At 40.4% G+C, this 21,246-nt stretch carries 23 protein-coding genes; 13 read left to right on the forward strand and 10 right to left on the reverse strand.

Going from position 1 to position 21,246, the window contains the following annotated elements; all coding sequences use genetic code 11:
- Nucleotides 1–43 precede the first annotated feature (43 nt).
- From cysK to ESA94_RS08590, 3 genes are all read right to left on the reverse strand, one after another.
- On the reverse strand, nt 44–955 hold the full coding sequence (gene cysK / locus ESA94_RS08580; protein ID WP_129130476.1) for a cysteine synthase A: 912 nt from the start codon (nt 953–955) through the stop codon (nt 44–46).
- A gap of 25 nt (nt 956–980) precedes the next feature.
- Nucleotides 981–1,793 carry a serine O-acetyltransferase gene (locus ESA94_RS08585; RefSeq protein ID WP_129130477.1) on the reverse strand — a complete coding sequence of 271 codons (813 nt, stop codon included), beginning with the start codon at nt 1,791–1,793 and terminating at the stop codon, nt 981–983.
- A 172-nt stretch (nt 1,794–1,965) separates the two neighbouring features.
- Nucleotides 1,966–2,322 (reverse strand): arsenate reductase family protein, encoded by a 357-nt coding sequence (locus ESA94_RS08590; protein ID WP_129130478.1) that lies wholly within the window; start codon nt 2,320–2,322, stop codon nt 1,966–1,968.
- Nucleotides 2,323–2,397: 75 nt separating this feature from the next.
- On the opposite strand from ESA94_RS08590, the gene ESA94_RS08595 reads away from it, so the two are divergent.
- The 4 genes from ESA94_RS08595 (at nt 2,398) to ESA94_RS08610 (ending at nt 5,706) form a co-directional block, all read left to right on the forward strand.
- Nucleotides 2,398–2,907 carry an RNA polymerase sigma factor gene (locus tag ESA94_RS08595; RefSeq protein WP_129130479.1) on the forward strand — a complete coding sequence of 170 codons (510 nt, stop codon included), beginning with the start codon at nt 2,398–2,400 and terminating at the stop codon, nt 2,905–2,907.
- Nucleotides 2,897–3,523 carry a hypothetical protein gene (locus ESA94_RS08600; RefSeq protein ID WP_129130480.1) on the forward strand — a complete coding sequence of 209 codons (627 nt, stop codon included), beginning with the start codon at nt 2,897–2,899 and terminating at the stop codon, nt 3,521–3,523. The genes ESA94_RS08595 and ESA94_RS08600 overlap by 11 nt, the downstream gene beginning before the upstream one ends.
- Before the next feature lie 8 nt (nt 3,524–3,531).
- Nucleotides 3,532–4,395: a TraB/GumN family protein gene (locus tag ESA94_RS08605; protein ID WP_164972680.1), complete on the forward strand. Its 864-nt coding sequence runs from the start codon at nt 3,532–3,534 to the stop codon at nt 4,393–4,395.
- Nucleotides 4,396–4,485: 90 nt separating this feature from the next.
- A complete protein-coding gene (locus ESA94_RS08610) occupies nt 4,486–5,706 on the forward strand; it encodes an ATP-binding cassette domain-containing protein (RefSeq protein ID WP_129130482.1) in 1,221 nt (406 codons plus the stop codon).
- Between the two features lie 142 nt (nt 5,707–5,848).
- Here the strand turns inward: ESA94_RS08610 and ESA94_RS08615 are convergent, their stop codons facing one another.
- Together ESA94_RS08615 and ESA94_RS08620 are read right to left on the reverse strand one after the other, a co-directional pair.
- Nucleotides 5,849–6,580, reverse strand: a complete 732-nt coding sequence (locus ESA94_RS08615; RefSeq protein ID WP_129130483.1) for an esterase family protein — start codon at nt 6,578–6,580, stop codon at nt 5,849–5,851.
- A 97-nt stretch (nt 6,581–6,677) separates the two neighbouring features.
- A complete protein-coding gene (locus tag ESA94_RS08620) occupies nt 6,678–7,196 on the reverse strand; it encodes a ferritin (protein WP_129130484.1) in 519 nt (172 codons plus the stop codon).
- A gap of 137 nt (nt 7,197–7,333) precedes the next feature.
- On the opposite strand from ESA94_RS08620, the gene ESA94_RS08625 reads away from it, so the two are divergent.
- Both ESA94_RS08625 and ESA94_RS08630 read left to right on the forward strand, forming a co-directional pair.
- Nucleotides 7,334–7,930: a NifU family protein gene (locus tag ESA94_RS08625; RefSeq protein WP_129130485.1), complete on the forward strand. Its 597-nt coding sequence runs from the start codon at nt 7,334–7,336 to the stop codon at nt 7,928–7,930.
- A 126-nt stretch (nt 7,931–8,056) separates the two neighbouring features.
- The gene (locus tag ESA94_RS08630; protein WP_129130486.1) at nt 8,057–8,791 is read left to right on the forward strand and encodes a hypothetical protein; all 735 of its coding nucleotides are present in this window, start codon (nt 8,057–8,059) and stop codon (nt 8,789–8,791) included.
- Between the two features lie 71 nt (nt 8,792–8,862).
- Here ESA94_RS08630 and ESA94_RS08635 read toward each other — a convergent pair whose 3' ends face one another.
- The gene (locus ESA94_RS08635; RefSeq protein ID WP_129130487.1) at nt 8,863–10,275 is read right to left on the reverse strand and encodes a T9SS type A sorting domain-containing protein; all 1,413 of its coding nucleotides are present in this window, start codon (nt 10,273–10,275) and stop codon (nt 8,863–8,865) included.
- 44 nt (nt 10,276–10,319) lie between these two features.
- On the reverse strand, nt 10,320–11,660 hold the full coding sequence (locus tag ESA94_RS08640; protein WP_129130488.1) for a hypothetical protein: 1,341 nt from the start codon (nt 11,658–11,660) through the stop codon (nt 10,320–10,322).
- A gap of 431 nt (nt 11,661–12,091) precedes the next feature.
- On the opposite strand from ESA94_RS08640, the gene ESA94_RS08645 reads away from it, so the two are divergent.
- The 6 genes from ESA94_RS08645 (at nt 12,092) to ESA94_RS08670 (ending at nt 18,426) form a co-directional block, all read left to right on the forward strand.
- Nucleotides 12,092–15,085 carry a ligand-binding sensor domain-containing protein gene (locus ESA94_RS08645; RefSeq protein ID WP_129130489.1) on the forward strand — a complete coding sequence of 998 codons (2,994 nt, stop codon included), beginning with the start codon at nt 12,092–12,094 and terminating at the stop codon, nt 15,083–15,085.
- Nucleotides 15,082–15,852 carry a LytR/AlgR family response regulator transcription factor gene (locus ESA94_RS08650; RefSeq protein ID WP_129130490.1) on the forward strand — a complete coding sequence of 257 codons (771 nt, stop codon included), beginning with the start codon at nt 15,082–15,084 and terminating at the stop codon, nt 15,850–15,852. Before ESA94_RS08645 ends, ESA94_RS08650 begins: the two co-directional genes overlap by 4 nt.
- 60 nt (nt 15,853–15,912) lie before the next feature.
- On the forward strand, nt 15,913–16,419 hold the full coding sequence (locus tag ESA94_RS08655) for a hypothetical protein (protein ID WP_129130491.1): 507 nt from the start codon (nt 15,913–15,915) through the stop codon (nt 16,417–16,419).
- A gap of 169 nt (nt 16,420–16,588) precedes the next feature.
- Nucleotides 16,589–17,299 carry a hypothetical protein gene (locus ESA94_RS08660; RefSeq protein ID WP_129130492.1) on the forward strand — a complete coding sequence of 237 codons (711 nt, stop codon included), beginning with the start codon at nt 16,589–16,591 and terminating at the stop codon, nt 17,297–17,299.
- Nucleotides 17,300–17,327: 28 nt separating this feature from the next.
- A complete protein-coding gene (locus ESA94_RS08665) occupies nt 17,328–17,909 on the forward strand; it encodes a M23 family metallopeptidase (protein WP_129130493.1) in 582 nt (193 codons plus the stop codon).
- Between the two features lie 64 nt (nt 17,910–17,973).
- Nucleotides 17,974–18,426 (forward strand): hypothetical protein, encoded by a 453-nt coding sequence (locus tag ESA94_RS08670; RefSeq protein ID WP_129130494.1) that lies wholly within the window; start codon nt 17,974–17,976, stop codon nt 18,424–18,426.
- Nucleotides 18,427–18,485: 59 nt separating this feature from the next.
- Here the strand turns inward: ESA94_RS08670 and ESA94_RS08675 are convergent, their stop codons facing one another.
- The 3 genes from ESA94_RS08675 to ESA94_RS08685 all read right to left on the reverse strand — a co-directional run bounded on the left by ESA94_RS08675 (nt 18,486) and on the right by ESA94_RS08685 (nt 20,517).
- Nucleotides 18,486–18,845 (reverse strand): cupin domain-containing protein, encoded by a 360-nt coding sequence (locus ESA94_RS08675; protein WP_129130495.1) that lies wholly within the window; start codon nt 18,843–18,845, stop codon nt 18,486–18,488.
- Nucleotides 18,846–18,906: 61 nt separating this feature from the next.
- Nucleotides 18,907–19,326 (reverse strand): OsmC family protein, encoded by a 420-nt coding sequence (locus ESA94_RS08680; protein ID WP_129130496.1) that lies wholly within the window; start codon nt 19,324–19,326, stop codon nt 18,907–18,909.
- A 78-nt stretch (nt 19,327–19,404) separates the two neighbouring features.
- Complete coding sequence (locus tag ESA94_RS08685; RefSeq protein ID WP_129130497.1) at nt 19,405–20,517, reverse strand: saccharopine dehydrogenase family protein; 1,113 nt, start codon at nt 20,515–20,517, stop codon at nt 19,405–19,407.
- 75 nt (nt 20,518–20,592) lie between these two features.
- Between ESA94_RS08685 and pnuC the strand changes: the two genes are divergently transcribed.
- Entirely contained in the window at nt 20,593–21,213 is a 621-nt protein-coding gene (gene pnuC, locus ESA94_RS08690; protein ID WP_129130498.1) for a nicotinamide riboside transporter PnuC, read from the forward strand.
- Nucleotides 21,214–21,246 lie beyond the last annotated feature (33 nt).

The raw sequence follows: 21,246 nt of genomic DNA on the forward strand, positions 1-21,246 counted from the left end.
CTTCGCTAAGCGAAGGCTTGTGTATTACTAAGGGGCCGACCTTTTAAAACAGTCCATCTACGCTGAAATAACGCTCACCGGTATCGTAGTTAAAGATCAATACTTTGCTTCCTTTCGGAATTTCGGGTAATTTCTTAGCAAGAGCAGCCATTGTTGCGCCGCTTGAAATACCTTGGAAAATACCTTCTTCTTTTGCTGCACGTTGCGCATAAGCAAACGCATCATCTTTACTTACTTGAATTACGCCATCCAAAACATCGGTTTGTAAGTTGGTAGGAATAAAGCCTGCACCAATACCTTGTATAGGATGTGGTGAAGGTTCGCCACCGCTGATAACAGGAGAAAGTTCCGGTTCAACAGCAAATACTTTTACATTCGGGAATTTCTTTTTCAGTTCACGACCAACACCGGTTATATGTCCACCTGTACCAACACCGGTAATCAGGTAATCAATTCCATCAGGAAAATCGGCAATTATTTCCTGTGCAGTTGTTTTTACATGCACATCAATATTTGCCGGGTTATCGAACTGCTGCGGCATCCAGCTGTTAGGCGTTGCTTCAAGTAATTCAGTTGCTTTTGCAATAGCTCCTTTCATTCCTTTTTCACGTGGAGTAAGTTCAAACGTTGCACCATAAACACTCATCAGTTTACGGCGTTCAATACTCATACTTTCCGGCATAACAAGAATGAGCTTATAGCCTTTTACTGCTGCAACCATTGCCAAACCAATACCGGTGTTGCCACTCGTTGGTTCAATAATTACACTGCCCTCTTTCAAAATACCTTTTGCTTCTGCATCTTCAATCATGCTTAATGCAATACGATCCTTAATACTACCGCCGGGGTTTGCACGTTCCAGCTTGCTCCATACTTCAACATCAGAAGAGAACAAGCGATTGATGCGTACATGCGGCGTGTTGCCTATTGTTTCTAAAATGCTGTTTGCTTTCATGTTTTATTTTTTTCGATGATTTATATTAGATAATGAAATTAAGAGGCTCTGTAAAATCTTTTTTATCGGTGATAACGATCTGGCTTTTGGTATAAGCAACGCTATGCGGTATTACACTCTCGGTAATCCAGGTATTACCGCCAATAATACTATCGTGACCAATGACTGTTTTACCACCAAGAATAGTACTGTTTGCATACAACACCACGTTATCTTCTATGGTAGGATGCCGTTTTGTTTGTGCATCTTCTTTACGTACTGCCAATGCACCCAAAGTAACTCCCTGGTAAATTTTTACATTCTTACCAATGATACTTGTTTCGCCAATTACCACACCTGTGCCATGGTCGATAAAGAACGGACAACCGATCTGTGCCCCTGCATTAATATCAATACCTGTTTTGCTGTGCGCCAACTCACTCATAATACGTGGAAGAATAGGCACATTCAACTTATACAACGGATGCGTAAGCCGGTAGATCATAATAGCATAAAAACCGGGGTACGATAAAATCACTTCTTCAACAGAATAAGCAGCAGGATCAAACTCCAATATCAACTCCGCATCTTCTATCAACTCTGCTTTGATAAATGCAAGCTCATCAAGATATTCATCGGTTATACCAACCACATCCAGATCGTAGCGTTGCGATAAGGGCGTAAGTATTTCTGTAAGTTGTTTCCTGAGCAAAATATTTGCACTGCACTGCTGTTCGGTATAAGCAGCTGCATCACTAACCATTGGAAAAATGCAGTTGATCAAATCTTCTGTAAACGTAACCACCGTATTCCTCGACGGGAAATTACTGCTAAGCAGGTAGCCGGGAAAAGCACTCATGATCTAAAGTATTTTAAAGTTCATCCGTTTTACAAACGAACGATCAGTCATATTCTTAAAAAACAATCATGCGAAAATAAGGCTTCTTTTGTTTAGTCTACCAGTTTGGTTGATTTTTAGCATTTTCACAACCGTTGCTTTCCAATTTATGACCGGGGACTTACAAATTACTTTATTGCAGGGCTTTTTTCAAGGCTTCTACCGTTTTTTTATCGTTACCAACAAATATCTGGTTGTTGAATATGGTTACCGGACGTTTCAGAAACGTATCTTCTTCCAGTATGTAATTTTTGTAATCGTCTTCTGTAAGCTTTTTATCCTTTAACCCAAGCTCTTTATACTTTAATGCTCGCCGGCTGAACAATGCCTCGTAGCTACCGGCAAGTTTCCTCATCTCTTCCAGCTGTTTTTTTGTGATCTTCTCCTCACGGATGTTCTGAAATTCCAAGCCCGCTTTATCGGCACCCGTTTCTTTTATAATGGCCTGGCAGGTTGTACAATGCGCCAGGTGATACATTTTCTTCGCCATAACTATTTTTCTTATTTGCGTGTAACTTAATTCATTTTTGCACTACCTATACAAATACGTAAACCAACCGGTTGAATGACCATAGCTTCTGAACAGGATTTTTTACTGCTGGTAAAAGAGCATCAAGGTATTATTCGCAAAGTATGCCATCTGTATGGCCGCAACGATGCGGACAGGGATGACCTGTACCAGGAAATCGTTATTCAGCTATGGAAAGCATTCGGCAGTTTCAGGGGCGATGCAAAGATCAGTACCTGGATGTACCGTATTGCACTGAACACCGCCATCAGTAACCTGCGGAAACAATCGAGAAAGGTTGCCTTGAGTTTTCCTGAATTTATACCAAGAGATGATGCCGACAGCTATGAAGAAAAACTGAAGGAAGAAAAACTCCAGCAGATGTATGCTGCCATCAGCCGACTTACCGAAGTAGAAAAAGCCATTGTAATGTTATACCTCGAAGACAAGAGTTACGATGAAATGGAAGACATACTTGGTATTGGTAATGGCGCATTGCGGGTAAAGATGAACCGCATTAAAGAAAAATTACGTTCATTAACTAAAGCCGAAGCGTATGGAACTTGATCAGCTAAAAGAAATGTGGGGCACGGTTGAAAGCAGCAGCGGGCAACCATCCGAACAGGAGCTGCAGGCTATACTGCAGAAAAAATCAAAAAGTCCTATTGCGAAAATGAAACGCAACCTCACCATTGAAATGTGGGTGGTGGTGGTTTTATACCTGTGGATCATTATTGATTATATCATCAACTTCAAAGGTCTTATACTCATTATTCCTTTGTTGTTTTTTGTAATAGGCGTTGCTTTTATGGTTTATTACATTCGTAAACGCAGCCTGCTGAAACAAATGGAATGTGTTACCTGCGAAGTAAAAAGCAACCTGCAGCAACAGTTACGCATACTTGAAAAATACATCCGCATATATTTAATTGCCGGAACAGCCCTGATGCCGATCTCTATTATTACTATGAGTGTGGTGCTGTTTTTCTACTCACCAGAGGTAGCCGTACAGCGCCAGAAAGCTGATGTGCCTTTTGCTGTTTTCTTCGGTATTGTAACTTTAATGTCGCTTGTATTAACCGTTCCGCTTTATTTTTTAAACAAATGGTATGTGCGTAAACTTTACGGACAGCATGCAGAAAAGTTAAAGCATATTGTAAACGAAATGACAGAAGAAGAATGATCATCACAATGAAAAAGCAAATTATTTTACTGGCTGCCGTGCTCATGAGCAGCATTGGCTTTGCCCAAACAAAAACAGAAAGCAGCCTGTTGTGGGAAATTACAGGCAACAACCTGAAGACCCCCTCTTACCTGTTTGGTACTGTACATATTATTTGCAAAGAAGATTTTTTTATGCCTGCTGTTGTACAGGAAAAATTTACAAATGCAGAACAGGTGTTTCTTGAATTAGACATGGACGACCCGGCCATGATGATGAAAATGATAACACTGCTGCAGCTACCCAAAGGGCAAACGATTAAACAATTATTTGGCGACAGTGCCTTTGCTGCCTTCGATAAAAAATATCAGAAAATCACCGGCATGTCGGCGCTCATGTTCAATACGTTTAAACCGTTTATGCTGATGACGATGCTGTCGGAAAAATCGCTGAACTGCAAAACCCGTGAATCGTACGAGCAAACTTTTATTGCCATTGCAGCTAAAAACGGTAAAGACATTAAAGGTCTTGAAACACTGGAAGACCAGGTTGCCGTTTTTGATTCCATACCCGACAGTGTTGAAGTTGCCAACCTGCAAAACATGATCGATAACTTTGATAAGAATATTGAAGAGTTTAAAAAGCTGATTACTGTTTACAAATCGCAGGATGTAGAAGCGCTTTACAGTTTCACCAATAACTCGCCGGAGTTAATGGATGCAGAAAACGAACTGCTTGTAAAACGCAACAGCAAATGGATTCCGCTTATGCAAAAAAACATGGAAAGCAAATCCTGCTTTTTTGCTGTTGGTGCGGCACATCTTGGCGGCGATATCGGCGTTATTAATTTATTACGCAAGCAAGGCTATACTGTTAAGCCGGTAAAACTTTAAGCAACCATCTAACCATTACCTTATTCCTCTAATGAAAGAGCGGGTTGTGAAAACACCCGCTCTTTTTGTTTCTGCAATTATCTTCGTGTCATGAAGCATGTTGGTATTTTTCTATCGAACACATTTAACAAGCAACTGTTTATTCAGCAATTACTGGAAAAGAAAAATGTTGCGCTGTTCGGTATCAGCAGCACAACCCATCTGCAGCTTTTTTCGGCCTATACAGTTCAGCAATATTTACTGGAAGAAGATATACATGGTTACTGCGGTATTGAAGCAGCACGGGTGCAAACACTCCGCTCTATGTCGAGTGGTGAGCAGAAAAGAGTTTTGCTGCAACATTTGCTTTCGTTAAAACCCGATGTGTTGGTGCTGGATAATGTATTCGACAATTTAGATATTGCCACACAGGAAGCGTTAAAAGAACAGTTGAGCAATGCAGCAGGCAACATACAGTTTATACAACTGGCGCACCGAAAAAAAGATCTGCTTGCATTTATCATTGATCGTTTAATGCCTTCGCCCGATGGAGGATTTATAGCACTCAACGAATCGGTTATAGAACACACTTCAACCGAAGAAGCAATTGTACCGGCTCCTTTGCATCATTACAATCTTACCGGTAATGAACTGGTACGTTTTACCGATGTAAACGTAAGCTACGATGGACGACAGGTGTTGCAGCAAATTAACTGGACCATCAGCAAAGGCGAGTTCTGGCAACTGAAAGGACCCAATGGCTCAGGCAAAACAACATTGCTTACCATGATCACCGGCGACAATGTAAAAGGTTATGGTCAACAGTTATTTCTTTTCGGCAGAAAAAAAGGTACTGGCGAAACAGTGTGGAGCATTAAAGAAAAAGTGGGCTACCTAACTCCTGCCATGACCGATCTTTTTGCAACAAGACATACATTGCTGCAAATGATTGTATCGGGCTATCTCGACCAGATCGGTTTGTACACAATACCCAGCGATATGCAGTTGCGTTCGGCTTACGAATGGTTACAACTGTTGCAGTTGCAACACAAAGCCAACCTTCCGTTTAATAAACTTACACAGGGCGAACAACGGATGGCATTAATTGCAAGGGCAATGGTAAAACATCCACCCATATTGATACTCGATGAACCATTGATGGGACTTGATGATGCGAATGCAGCCAAAGTAATTCAGCTCATTAATAAACTGGCAGCAGAAACAACTTCGGCCGTATTGTATGTATCGCATCAAACAGAAGCCGGCTTGCAGGTGCAGAAGATATTTGAGTTACAGAAAACAGAAAATGGTTCTGTTGGCAGAACTGTTTAAACCACAAGGAAACAGAAGCACAAAGTGACAAAAAGTAAAAAGAGCGAAGATGCAGGCATCTTCGCTCTTTGTGCAATAGCTCGTTTATAGAAAAATTTAAAAACATGGAGCCTGACACATTCGTCAAATCCTAAATCAGACATCAAAATCTTGTTTCCAGATAATGCGGTAATAATGCCCGCCATGTATTCCAGTCGTGTGGCCACTCGTTTCCCCAAATGTCTAACTCGTAGTTAATGCCTTTGTCGTAGAGAATTTTTGCAAAACGCCCTGCACTCGATGGATCTTCGTGTGCACCACTTCCACTGAACAAATGAATATGATTGCTGTGCCGTATCTGTTCCAGTATTGCATGATCAGTTAAGTTAGGCATGTAATGCATAGGCGAATTGTAATACACCTGCTCATCGTAATAGCCTTTGGTATATTCCATCAGATCGTACACGCCACTCATAGCAAGTACACCGTTGATCAGATCGGGACGCTTTAAAAACAAATTCATACTATGCAATGCACCAAACGATGCACCGCTGGTAATAATGGGCGTATCGAACGAAGTGTTGGTTTTAATAAACGGCACCACTTCGTTAAAAATGTATTCGTTGAACTGGTTCTGACGAATGGCTTTGTGTGCACCTTCCATTTCATTGTTCATCCAGCTTTCGGTATTAATGCTGTTTACCGAATACACTTTTACTTTTCCTGCTTCAATCCACGGACTGATTGCATCGATCAACTGAAAACGTTCGTATTCCAGGTAATCGGCAGCAGCTGTTGGTACCAGCAGCAATGCAAATCCATAATGACCATAAATTGCAATGGGCATATCTTTATTTAAAGCGGGACTGTACCAGCCGGATAATTCTCTCTGCATAAATTAAGTTTTGTAAAAGGCATAGCATTCTTGCTATCTACCTTAATGAAGATAAACGTTAAGCATTGTTCATAAATACCTGCACAGCTATTTATAATTAATGTCGTCCTCCGCCGGCAGCTCCTGGTGCGCCCATTATCGACACATCTCTGTCGAACATGTATAAACCACTCTTATCTGCACCAATCAGTTTCAGTTTATCCATGATCTGGCGTGCAAGTGCTTCTTCTTCTATCTGCTCACTCACATACCATTGCAGAAAGTTGTGCGTGGTATAATCTTTTTCTTTTAAGCAGATATCTACCAAACGGTTTATTTCAGTACTCACCAGTATTTCATGATCGTGTACCTGCTGAAACAATTCTCTTACTCCTTTATATTTTGTTGAAGGAGCTTTCAATGCAGGGATTACGCCATGCCCGCCACGCTCGTTAATAAACTTTACCAGCTTCAGCATGTGCATCCGCTCTTCATCGCTGTGTTTGTACAAAAAAGCTGCAATACCACTGTAACCTTCCACTTCGGCCCAGCTGGCCATTGCTAAATAGATCTGCGAAGATTCTGCCTCGAGCAATACCTGCTCATTTAAGGCCTTTTCAATTTTTGGGGATAGCATATATATGTATTTAGTTCGTGTAAGTTACGATAACGGGAGATTTTTACCTGCAAACCGTCATAAAACTGCTAAAATGGAAAAACAGCAACCAAACTCCCGTGTTTGTTGCTAAATTTGCTGCTTAAAGTTTCAACATCATGATTCAAACAGGAAACCCCGTTATCAGCATCTATACAGAAATGACGCCTAACCCGGAAACCATGAAGTTTGTGGCCAACAAACTCCTGTATCCCGGCAAGAGCATCGATTTCCCCGAAGTTTCAACAGCTGATGCTTCGCCGCTGGCGCAGGAACTGTTTGGTTTTCCGTTTGTGAAAGCCGTGTTCATTGCCAGCAATTTTGTTACACTTACACGTTCTTCTCCCGATACCGATTGGCAGGAACTGATTCCTACCATCCGCCAGTTTTTGAAAGATTACCTGGAAGAAGGTAAAGCTGTGATCGACGAATCGAAAGTGGTAGAGCCGGTGAAGGAAGAAGTGGTGCTGAGCGGCGATGAAAGCGATGTGGTAAAACGCATCCAGGAAATTTTAGAAAACTATGTAAAGCCTGCGGTTGAAATGGATGGCGGTGCTATTCAGTTCAAAAGCTTTAAAGATGGTAAAGTAAACCTGGCTTTGCAGGGAAGCTGCAGCGGTTGTCCATCATCGATGATCACACTCAAAGCAGGTATTGAAGGAATGATGAAGCGCATGATTCCTGAAGTGGAAGAAGTAGTGGCAGAAGCAGAATAAGTTTTTTTAATTGATAAGATTGAAGCGTTGCATGAAAGTGCAGCGCTTTTTTGTTTTGCAGTCCTCATTTGATCTGTACCTTTCTTTCTGCATCCATTTTCTATCTTTATCAAAAATCTACCAACAATGAAACCAAAAGCTGCACTCTTGTTTTTACTCGTCAGCGGTACAACTGCTGGCGCTTCGTTTGCACAGATCACAACCAAACGCATTGCTACTACACCCACAACGGTCAATATCAGAGCCATCAACCCATCTGCAGATTCATTGAAAGTAATGGGCGCAAGAAACAAGGTAACAATGGTAAATGCCAACAGCATCAAACAAACCATGCAGCTGGCAGGAGCTAAATATGCTGCGTACAAAACCGGTGTAGAAATACCTGCCAACTATCTCGGTAGTGGTGATGAGAAATCGCTTTTTCGAGTAACGATCAATGGATCGTGGTCGGTATCGGATGGTGCAATTGCACTGCTGCCCGGTAACGAAGGAATGATCAGCTACAAACTTAAATTGGAGAACGGAAAAAAATATGTGCTGAAACTGCTTTACACAAAAGAAAAGCCCGGCTCTTTATTAGTACACAACCAGATTGCGCTTACAAACTATAACGATATTGTTCAGGACGATGTGATGTTCTCCATTGCAGAAACAAAGTCTTTTAGTAAGCCGAGTGAACTTTCGTTTATTATTACGCCATACGTGTACGATGATATTAAAAGAACAAAATACACGCCAGGTGCAGAAGTGGAATGTATTGTGCAGATATCATTAGGAAAAGAGAATGGAGTAACCAAAAACAATGAACTTGATTATAACATGAACGTATTAAAACTGGTTATAAAAGAAATCGACTTCTGAACAACAGTTCAACAAAGAAAAAGCGGAGATCAAACTCCGCTTTTTTATTGAACAGGAAAAACCAAAAAACACTACTGTACAATTATTTTTTGAACAAGTCCGCTAACAGGCGCCCGTAACAAATACACACCCGCCCGCAAACCATTCACCTGTTGTTTCTGCAGGTTGGTAACAATAAACTTGCTGATTGCTTTACCATCGATGGTAAACAACTCAACAACGGTTGGCTCTTCAATTCCTTCAATGCTGAAATAGAAGTTACCACGATTAGGATTGGGTCCAACTGTCAACTTCGGCTCAGCAGTCAACTGCACGCCTTGTTTTGTATCGATCGTTGTATTGTTATTCGGTTTTCCTTTGCCACCACCTTTCGGTGTGTATGTCTTAACATCAGAAAAACAAATATTATCGGTAAGCGATACAATGCGTAAACGGTATTCCGCAACATCGGCCAGCGGATTAGCATCTGTAAAACTATAACTCAATGCTGTGCTGCTGTTGCCGCCAATGGCATTGCTGCCGGCATAACCAATCTGGCTGAAAACTGTTTCGGTTTTTAGTTTACGATCAACAGCAAAACCTTTGTTGTTTGTCTCAGTAGCGGTTGTCCACGTAATGCTTACTGTGTTTTGCTTTGCAGATTTTACATTCAATGCTACACCTGTTGCTGAACAACCGGGAGCAACAACAACATCTGTACCCAACGTATATTTTGAAAAACTGTTAATGCCTGTTTTTTCAACATAGTTGAGTGTAGTACTTCTGGATGTTTGTGAAAGATTGGTCCAGCTTGTACCATCATTTGTTTGATACAGTACAAAACTGTTTTCATCCAATCCGTTTTTCTCTGCATCAAAATAAATGAACTGCATACTTGCATTTAAGCTGGTATTATTTTGCGGAGTAATAACATAATAACGGTTGATGCTTTTTGTTAATCCGTTTCCGCTTTGCGGCAAATGCCCACGCCTGATGGTTACTGTTCCAAGATTGGCTGTACTGGTAATAAACGCACCAAGGTAACCGGGGTTGGCCGACTGTGGTGCATTGAGCGTTGTGGTATACACAACTTCGCCACCTGTAGTGCCAATGATGCGGCTTGTTTCTTTTTCGTTATACAAGGCAGCACCATTATTGAGTGTAACTGTTTTGCCATTCAGGTTCAGATTACCGGAACTAAAAATGAGCAACCCACTCACCTGCATGTTTGTTTGCAGGTTCACCTGTGCATTGTTTGATTTTTGCAACTCAAGCCGTTGAACTTGCAAGGATGTTGAACTGCTGATTGTATTTGTTTGCACTCCGCTGAAACGAAGCAAACCATCGCCGGGCAAAAATGTACCGTTGTTTACAAAGTTCATGTCCTGCAGGTTTACTGTTACCTGTCCGGTTGTAATCCATTGGACACCGCTCTGTATTGTTAGTTGTGCCATACTCTGCATGGATAAGAATCCAAGCAGGATGACGGCTAAATATTTTTTCATAACTGATGTTTACGTTAGGTATATAACTTCTTTTCTCAACTGAATTAGTTCACTTTAAACACAAGGTGACCGTTAAAGTATTGTTGTGCATCTAACGCTATATCGAGGTAGGAAGGAAGGCCCAATGTATTTGTATGCGAAGTGCTGATCCAGATCACATCACCTTTTTGCAATAAAAGATCACTGCTTAAGTTCAACTGTAAGTTTTCTGTACTGTTCATATAGCTACCTGATCTTGCCATTGTATATATTTTACTATCTCTGATCAACATGAGCGAAATTTTGATTTGCGTATAGTCAAAGAGAAGATTTTCTTCATACTTCAAACCGGCATCAAAATGATAAAGCCCTGTAACCGGCACGGTAAATTTGCTCCCGTTTAAATCAAATCCACTTCCATAATCATAGTTTTCGTATTTGTAATAAACCTGGTTATCGATCTCTCCCAAAAATGAAGAGCCCGAAATCAAGTCTTCTAATTCCTCGCCACTTAAAACACCGTACGATCTGAATGCAATTTTAGGAGTGGCTTCTGCTTGTGGTTGCCAATCGGCATTTCCTTGTGCATCTGTGCTTGTTAAAACATATCCTGCCGCAGGAGCTGTAGGAGTACCTGCAATTCTTACTTTACCAATAACATTAAATGCCAGACCACCTGCAGTACTCACTGTACTTAATGCTGTGCCTGTTGTGCTGGATGCATAAACACCGGTACCTGTATTTGTATGACCATATATACCAATGCCTGCCTCGTTAGAACCACGCACACCATACCCACCTCCAATTGTTGAAACACCATACAAGCCGCTGCTGCCGCTTGCTGTGGCTTCGCCCAATATTGCGTTGCCGGAAGAGTTCACAGCTTTAATGGTTGGAAATACGTTTGAACCAAATCCATAAATAGCGGTGCTGTTGTTACTGCTGGCGAAAACTCCGAAGCCATTTGTTGATAATGCATTTACCCCGGCACCATTATAGCTGTTACCATATACACCGGCACCAGCAGAGCCTGAACCTTCAATAGCAGCACCATTACCTGTGTTAATTACACCCAGTGCAGATGTGGAAGAATTGGTTGAACCATTATACGGAAGCGTGAATGAGCCGCCACCTGCTATGCTGATGTTCGTCCATAAAATACCACTATAGAACCAGAATGTTTTTGTATCGGTATCAAATACCAGCAAACCCGTTGCTGGTGCAATGATGGCTGTACGTTGCGCTGTTGTCATACGTGGTACCAGCATACCTTTTGTTGTACTCTTTACATCAAGAATAGAACTGTTATCAGCAGCAGTACCATCTGTATTAACCGATACGCTTTGTGCGTTTGCAGCTGTTAGTGTAACAATACCTGCAAGCAGCAGGGAGTAGATCTTTTTCATAATTAACTTTTGGTTTTTAATTTTTTTTGTTTCTGAACTCAAAGATTGTTTGCAGAAAAAGGAAATAAAAATGAAGTGAAGTGATCGGTGTATTGTGCTTAGTGAAACGGATAAATGAAAACGTTAAGCGATGAAGAAGATTCTTTTTTGATACTGTGAGGCATGAAGCAGTCTTTGGGTTATATCACACTATATTCATTTTTAGATTGCTTCGTACCTCGCAATGACGCTCCTTTTATAAACGTCACTGCGACGAAGGAAGCAGTCTGGTCTTAAAAATAGCTCTGCAACAAAGATTGTGTCGTTCCTCGCAATGACATTGCACTATTACATCACTTCGGCATTCGTTTTATCCGTTTCGCATAAAAAAACAGCGGTTTGGCAGTTGGGCTTTTTGGTTTCAATAGCAATAGTTGCTATTTTGATCGCTGATGAAAAAAATCCTCTTCTTCTTTCTGCTAATGAAATCTGCTGCTTTGTTTGCACAACAAGAGCCGGTAACATTTCATACCATTACCACTGCAGATGGTTTGAACGATGGATGGGTAAATGCTATTTGTCAGGATAAGTATGGTTATATGTGGTTTGCTTCTGCAGGTGCACTCAACAGATATAATGGCAGAACCATCAGGCGCTTTACCTATGATCGTAAAGACAGCACTTCTCCTCCGGCATCTGTTTGCAATACCATGGCAAAGGGGGTTGATGGTCGGTTATGGCTCAGCTTCTGGAATGAAATGGCTGAGTTCGATTACTCTTCTTTCTCTTTCCGTAAAATAAAAAAAGCTGAAGGCTTTAATGTAAATACCATCATACCTGTTGCTGCAGACAGATTGATTCTTGTATCCAGGTCGGGTCTGCGTTGTTACAATCCCTTAGCCGATCGTTTTGAAGAGTTAAGTAACGATGCTGCATCAAACCAATTATTAAAAACAGCAAAGGCATATAGTGGTTTTTTAAAGAACGATGAACTCTACATTGGTGTCAATGGCGGATACATTGTGTACAATAGCAAAACAAAAACCGCCAGCTTTCGTGAAGTAAAAGAATTGAGGGGAAAAGCTATTGACAAGATCACGGTAACTACATCAGACGATGTATGGATTGGCAGTCATGAGGAGTTCCGTTTGTTACGTATTGATGGCATAACAGGAAAAACAGAAGTGCTCGATCACTTATTAATAAAAGACCAGGGCACTGTAAAAAGTCTTGTTAATGGTATGATAGAAGATGAGAGTCATACGATATGGATCGCTACCAATCTTAACTCACTGCTTTGTTACAACCCTGCAACTAAAAATCTTGTTCACCACAATTATAATCCTTCCGATAAAAATTCGGTACTGAGCAATATGCTGTTTTCCATTTTTGTGGGCAACGATAAAAAGATATGGCTGGGTTATGATGTTGGTGTGAACTATGTAAACCAGCAGAAAAACGTTTTCAGCATTGGTTATCCTTTTGGCCAAAACAATCCGCATGCTTTAACCCGTGGTATGGAAGAAGATCATGAAGGAAATCTTTGGTTCACCACAGGTAATGGTATTTCAATGTACAATGTAAAAACAGGGAAGTACAGTTCCTGGCAAAATCAACCCGGTAAGCCCGATGCCATTTATTTCAACTCGGTACGTGCCATTGCAGAAGATGCCAATCATGATATTTGGGTACCAACTGGTAAAGGTGTAAACAGGTTGAACAGGTCCACAGGTAAAATGGATTTTTTGAACATTAAAGATTCCATACCTGAAGCATTTTATTTCAGTTTAAACAAAACAAGCGACGGTACGCTTTGGTTTGGCACAAGAGATTACGATGGACTGTATTACTATAAACCATCAGAAAAAAAATTTCATGGCATTGCAGGTCATCCGGTGTTGGGTAAATACAAAGGTTATGCAGTACGTTACACATTTGAAGACAGTAAAAAGCGTTTGTGGTTCGGTTATAACGGCTCGGGTTTGCTCATGTACGATCCTGCAACCGGCAAAACAAAATACTGGAACAGCACCGATAAAACCGAGCAAACAATTACCAGCAATGTTATTGTAAGTATTAATGAAGACAGGGATGGCAAAATCTGGGTATCAACATTCAACGGTATTAGCTGTATTGATCTTGAAAAAAATGAATGCACTTCTTACACCGATAAAAATGGATTGCCCAGCAATATTGTTGGTGGTATTGCGGTAGACGACAGCAATCGTGTTTGGTTTGGCACAGCCGCCGGTTTGGTAATGCTGGAAAAATCACGCCGCTATTTTACATTGATCGGAGCTGAAGCAGGGTTACCCATTACTGATTTTACGGAGCATGCTGCACTTAAACTCAGGAACGGAAAGATCATTATGCCATCACGAAGAGGTTATGTACTGTTTGATCCGTTACAGTACAAGGCCGACAGCAGCGTTGCAAATTGTTTTATTGCCGATGTGCGCATTAACGGCGATCAACAGATTCCGATGCGCCTCATTAACAATAACCAACTGCTTCAACTTAACTACAACGAAAATTTTTTCAGCATCGATCTGGAAGCTGTAAGCTTTAACGATCAACTCTGGTATGCCTATCGTTTAGATGGTTTGGAGAAAGAATGGCACTACACACAAAATCCAAAAGTTGTTTACACCAACCTGTCGGGCGGCAATTATACATTCCGTTACAAAGCATCTTCCAACATCAACAACTGGAACGGCGAAGAAAAAACACTGCACATTCATATTGCCACCATCTTCTACAAAACATGGTGGTTCAGAACCATTACACTCTTGCTTATTGCGGCTACTATCTTTTTATTTTACCGTTTCCGTATGAACAAACAAAAACAGATCCTGAACCTGGAAACAAAAGCCGAATCGCTGGAGAAAGAAAAAACACTGGTGCAGTACGAAAGTTTAAAGCAGCATCTCAATCCGCATTTCCTGTTCAACTCACTTACTTCACTACGCAGTTTAATTAAGACCGATGCAAAAACAGCCACTTCCTTTTTAGATGGCATGAGCAAAGTGTATCGCTATGTATTAAAAAGCGGTGAGCAGGAACTGGTGCGCCTGCAGGATGAACTTGAATTTGTTGAAACATTTGTGAAGCTGCAAAAGATACGCTTTAAAGAAGGATTGGATGTGCATGTAAAGGTACCCGATGCACATTTCAATAAATACATTGCGCCTGTAACCTTGCAGAATCTTGTGGAGAATGCCATTAAACACAATACAGCCGATAAAGACAGTCCGTTGCTGATAAACATTTTTATTGAAGATGATTATGTGATAGTGAGAAACAACCTGCAACTATACCGCATTGTTGAAACAAGTAATAAAAAAGGATTGGCAAGTTTGCAAACATTGTACAGGTATTATTCCGATAAGCCTGTTGTGATAAATGAAGATGAACATTTCTTCACCGTTAAAATCCCCTTGTTATGAACGCAGTTATAGTAGAAGATGAAAGCCTGATAGCCGAAGAAATGCAAAGCAATATTGCTTCAGTGGCTGCTGATGTGCAGGTGCTTGATGTATTGCCCAGCCTCAAAGCAGCACGCAAGTGGTTTATGAATAATGCTGAGCCCGATCTCTTGTTCATGGATATACGCCTGAGTGATGGATTGAGTTTTGAACTCTTCGATCAGTTTACATTGCAATGCCCGGTGATCTTTTGCACCGCTTATGAAGAATATGCCATCCGTGCATTTAAAGTAAACGGTGTTGATTATCTATTAAAACCTGTGCAGGAAGATGATCTGAAAAAGGCCATCGACAAAGTGCGTAGTATGAAAGAAAGCAGATCCTTTATTCCCGGCGATCTGCAACAGCTGGTGCAGTATTTCTCCAACCCGGCTTTGGCAAAAGCACAATACAAAGAGCGGTTCATCATCAGTTCCAACAACAAATGGACACCGGTTGAAACAAAAGACATTGCTGTTTTCTTTAAAGACAATCTCAACTATGTGTACACCTTCAACGGCGATAAACTCATTTACGATTTTTCGGCACTTGAAGAAATAGAAGAAGTGCTGGACCCGAATTTATTTTTTCGTGCCAACCGACAAGCTATCATCAACATCAACTCCGTGCACTCCGTTAAACCACACGGCAACCAAAAGCTGATGGTGCAGTTAAAACAACCGTTGAAACTGGAAGTGGATATCAGCAGGGAAAAAGCACCGTTGTTTAAGAAGTGGATGGATAGGTAGGGATTGCAGCCAAGGGTTTCAAGGGCTTAAATTTTATATATTATAAGACAATAGAGAACTATGGCAATCAAAATGACATACCAAGTTGATAAAGGCTTTTCTTTTGCAGACAAAGTAATATTATGGGGAGCAGACAGGCAGCTTACAAGAAAACTACTTAACGGAGATTTTAATGCTGGCGACAACGTTATTGATTTAAGCCAATATAATAACGGCGACACCAGTAAAAACATAATACAGCGTCGTGACATTTATGAAAACTACCAGGAGCAAGACAATTATTTCTTCTTAAATTTTAACAGTAATGGAAAACTGACTGAATTAGAATTGCATCATGGATTTACTATCAATATTGAAGGTATTGAAATAGACTTTTCGATGAACATAGAAAAAGTAGTTGAATTACTCTCAAGCATTTCGGACAACAAAAAACAACTTTCTGACGGAGAATACTTTTTCAAAAAACTAAAATTAACGATTGCAAGCAATGAAGCTATTGGGGGTGATGGGCCAGGGTTCGCATATTTTTATTGCAGTAAAGATGTGACTCATTTAATTGATAATTAAGGTTACTGACGCTTAGATCCTCTCTTCACTACTATTCCTGACTACTTCTTACTAATCGAATTTGAAATAAAAAACTACTGAATAAAAACCAAGAGTTTCGGGATATGTTACAGTATATTTATGGTAGGTGCTCATTACACATTTAAGCGATCTTAAAATTCGAACTTGTATGAATATTCTTCAACACATCACCAGAGGAATAATAAAAAAGTCATTTCATCTTTCTGTCTGGACAATTGAGCAGTTTTATGACATAGCTGTTTACGAACAGAAAGCAAGGGAATTAAACGAATTGCCCGAAGGAACGCTTGGAAAAGATATTGCCGATTGTCTTGAAAAAAACAACTTGCACTTAGTGCCAAATTTTGAAAGCCATGACCTTAAGCATGTGCTCCTTGATTTTAAGATGACACCTGTTGATGAAATAAGAATGCAGGCGTTTATGATTGGTAATGGAAATTATTCCCCGGCAAGTTTCCTGATTTTTATGTTTGGTGCAGTGTTGCTGCCAGACTTATGGCTCACGTTTTATAAAGATTTCAGGAATGGGTGTAAATCAAAACCAATTAAAAGCTGGACAATTGAAGAGTATGCACATTGTAATACTTCAACTCTTCGGGAAATTGTATTGAATTACTCAACCTCAAAACAAAATCAGTTCAACATGAATTCATTGGTAAAAGCCGGCGCATACGTCGCCATTTTTCTTGGAAGTTTCGGCATGTTGTTTTGTCTTCCTTTTTTATTTTCTTCCAATCTGGCAGACTTAGTTGGTGCTGGTTTCCCTTTTATAGGTGGAGCCGTGATTGCTGGTGCCGGGCTTATCGCTTTATCTAATCTGGCAAAACATCGCAAGGAACAACAGGTGGCAACAGCATAAAATTGTTTTAACTAAAGAACAGTAAGTAATGAAATTTGCCTGTACCATATTATTGTTTCTTATCTCTGGGTCAATTCTTCATGCTCAAACCCAATCCGACTATTCCATCCGTGAATTAAAGAATGGTTCTTTTACAACTGACAAAACATATATCTATGCCTTACCTTTTCAAAAAGGAAAAAAGGTGTATTTAGTACAGGCTTATGACAGCAAGTTCAGTCACAAAGGAGAGAATGCACTCGACTTTAAAGTAAAAGAAGGAACAACCATTTGTGCAGCAAGAGAAGGAACTGTTATTGCAGTAAGAAGCGATAGTGACAAAGGCGGATTAAAACCTGAACACCTTTCCGATGGCAACTTCATCAGCATACAGCATAGCGATGGCTCAGTTGCTCATTACTGGCATTTAAAAAAAGATGGCGTGGTGGTTAAAGTTGCTGATAAAGTAGTGAAAGGACAAGTAATTGGTTACAGCGGCAATACCGGTTATTCTGCTTTTCCGCATTTACATTTTGAAGTGGTGCAGAATGGGAACCAGGTGCCTACGAGATTCAGTACAAAAAAAGGAATCAAATATTTGAGGCCATCAAAAAAGTATCTTGTGCCATAACAAAGCAAAGAAGCTAATACTTTTGAGCATTGTTATAATCTCTTCAGTAAAATGAAAATTATAGATGAAATTCCCTGAAAAAATTCCTATAGAAAGAATTGAAGATTACCACACGCACTATTTGGGGAAAACAAGTGATGGATTTCAGTTTTGGGGTTACACTACTTTCGTTTGGACTGTTTTGCCAAAAGACATTAAAGGCGATTGGCAAGATTACCGAAACGAGTATGTATTACTTCATTTGTTTGATAAAGAAGGGAATTACATTGAAACAAAACATTGGCTTGGTGGTTCTGCTAACCAGGTTAATGATATGACGCTATATTCCAAGCTTGATACTATGGTTGAGGAGTTAGGAGAAATAGAGTTTAGCGATATTGAAATAAAAATGTTTCAAACAACGATAGATGGCGAAAGGTTTGGATTGATTCCTCATGAAGAATCGGGCTTTATTGAACTGCAACCAAATTCAACAATTGCGTTTAGCGAACCGTGGGACGGAAGTTATGACACTTAAGCAACTGTTTTTGTATAAGATTTTCTCAAAACAATTGTGTTATTGTTACTGGATCAACCTCACAACCTCCCCAACTCCTTCTTCGTAAAATCATTCTCTACATTACCCGTGTTTAAAGTAGTGGCAGGTTCAAACAACAGCACATGCACTTCTTCTTTTGCATTGGGCCGGTGTTCAATGCCTCTTGGCACAACAATAAACTCACCTTCGTTGAGCGTAACTGTTCTATCACGAAACTCCATGTCAAAACTTCCCTTCACCACATAAAACAATTCATCTTCGTTTTCATGATGGTGCCAGGTGAACGGTCCTTTAAATTTCACCAGCTTTACCTGTTGTCCGTTTAACTCACCTGCAATCTGCGGACTCCAGTAATCGTTGAACAGTGTAAACTTTTCTGCAACATTTATCTTTTCCATACTGTAAAATAAAAAAGCCGGTCTTCATTTGAAAACCGGCTGTAAAAGAAATTGCTATCAATTATGCAACCAGTGTTGCAGTGCTTGAAATTTCCAAACCTTTACCCAACAGTTTAGAGATAGGGCAGTTTGTTTCTGCATCCTTCACACACTCCTGGAATTTTGCATCATCAATACCAGGCACTTTTGCTGTTAAGATGAGGTGCGATTTGCTTAAAGTTCCATCAACAAAAGTGATCTCACATTTTGTTTCCAGGCTTTCAGGAGTAAAACCTGCAGCACCTAATACAAAGCTCAGCTTCATAGCAAAACAACCTGCATGTGCAGCTGCTACCAATTCTTCAGGGTTTGTACCAACTCCGCTTTCGAAACGGGAGAGATAAGAATATTGTGTATTGCTTAAAACAGTGCTTTGTGTAGTAAGCACACCATTACCTTCTTTTCCTGAGCCATTCCAAACGGCTGTTGCGTGACGTATCATAATGTTTGTTTTTTGTTTTGAGCTGGTAAAACTAACAGAAAAACACATTCGCCGCCTACTCAACGAATGAAACTTTCGTCAGTTTTTCTTTTTCCAATGAACGCCCCGTTGCTCCAGGTAGTTCAGCACAAAATCAAAACAATCTTTCCGGTGCCCGATCAGTTCCGGCGGAAAAACACCTTTCTCCGTAAACAGGTTTTGCGCCATCAACTGCAAAGCTGCCGTACAGGTATAACCTGTTGTGCGTGCCATGGATGATGTTTGTGTGGCTGTATCGTATTTATCCAGCAGATCGTATTCAATTGTTTTGCCTTCGCCATGCAGTAACACTTTCATTACTGTTAACTCTTCTTCTGTTTCGCCCAGCTTCCATTGATCGATCAATAGTTTTGTAGTTAGTTGAAGTGGTGCTATTTCTTTTCCATTCACAGTTATTTTTTCTTCGCTTAAGAAACCGCTTTGTTGTAATGCAACAATCAAATCGATATGTCCGGGATAACGGAGTGTTTGCTCGATCTGTGTGGGAATATGCGGCATGGTGAATAAGAGCGAACGTAGCCCATCTGTATTGAATGCTTCCAAAGTTCCCACAGCTTCAAACTCCATCATCTTTCGGTCGGTGAGAGCAGGCTTGGTAACAACTGTTCCGTTTTCTTTTAAACGTGCAGGTCGTGTATATTCTTCAATTACATCAATGGGTGAGAACGGTGCTTTGTAAAAGAAAGGTGGTTTTGGATGTAAGGGCAATCCGCCTACATAAATTTCAAATGCATCGATCTTCATTTCTGCATTGTAGCGACCAATAATCCAGTTACTCATGCCAGGCGCCACACCACAATCAACAATAGCGGTTACATTTTTTTCTTTTGCCAATGCATCGAGTTGCAACACATCTTCGGGAAAGAAGGAAATGTCAACCACATTTTTTCCTGCATTGATCACTGCCTTTAATGTTTCAAAACCCATAAAGCCGGGTACTGCGGTAACAACAAAATCAAAGCCTGCAAGCATTGTAGTGTATGTGCCGGTATTGCGTAAATCGGTTACCTGCGTTTTTATTGTTGCACAATGTTTCTGCAACAAAGCAAGGTTTTGTGCATTAGCATCAAAAGAAGTTACATCAAAAGTTGCAGCAAGATCATGTGCAATGGCACGGCCTACCATACCGGCTCCAAGAACAGCAATCGTCATAACAAACAAATTTCTGCAAAGATGGATGAAAAGTTTTTCCATCGTAAAAATGAAAATTAACTGCATTTTTGAGCTATGGTAGAAACAGTATGGCAGCAGTTCTTAACAGGTATGCAACAAACAACCTGGTACGAGTATGTTGCTGTTGCCAGTGGTATCATCAGCGTTTGGTACAGCCGAAAGGAAAATATCCTAGTTTATCCTACAGGATTAGCCAGTACGATTATTTATATTTATTTGAGCTATAAATACCAGCTACTTGGTGAAGCAGCGGTAAACGTTTACTACACCATTATGAGCCTGTACGGCTGGTGGTTATGGACATTGAAAGATAAAGCACAACAGCATGTTGTTGAAATCAGTCTTTCCGACAAACGTTGGTGGAAGTACCAGTTTGTTTTTTTTGCCGCATTCTATGTTACACTTTTTGCCTGCCTTACTTTTTTAAAGAACGGATTTTATCCGGGTGCCATACCCTGGGCCGATGCTTTTGCAGCTGCATCTGCATTTACAGGTATGTGGCTGATGGCGAAGAAAAAAGTTGAAAGTTGGTATTGGTGGCTTGCAACGAACATTTCATCGATACCATTGTATTTTGTAAAAGGACTTGTATTTACAAGTGTTTATTACCTGGTATTACTTGTAATGGCTTCTTACGGACTAGCTGAATGGAAAAGAAAGGTAAAATTACGATAGCAGAATTCCCATTGTCTGATATTCAATCACCCG

It is taken from the genome of Lacibacter luteus, from assembly GCF_004118265.1.
Classification (GTDB): Bacteria; Bacteroidota; Bacteroidia; order Chitinophagales; family Chitinophagaceae; genus Lacibacter; species Lacibacter luteus.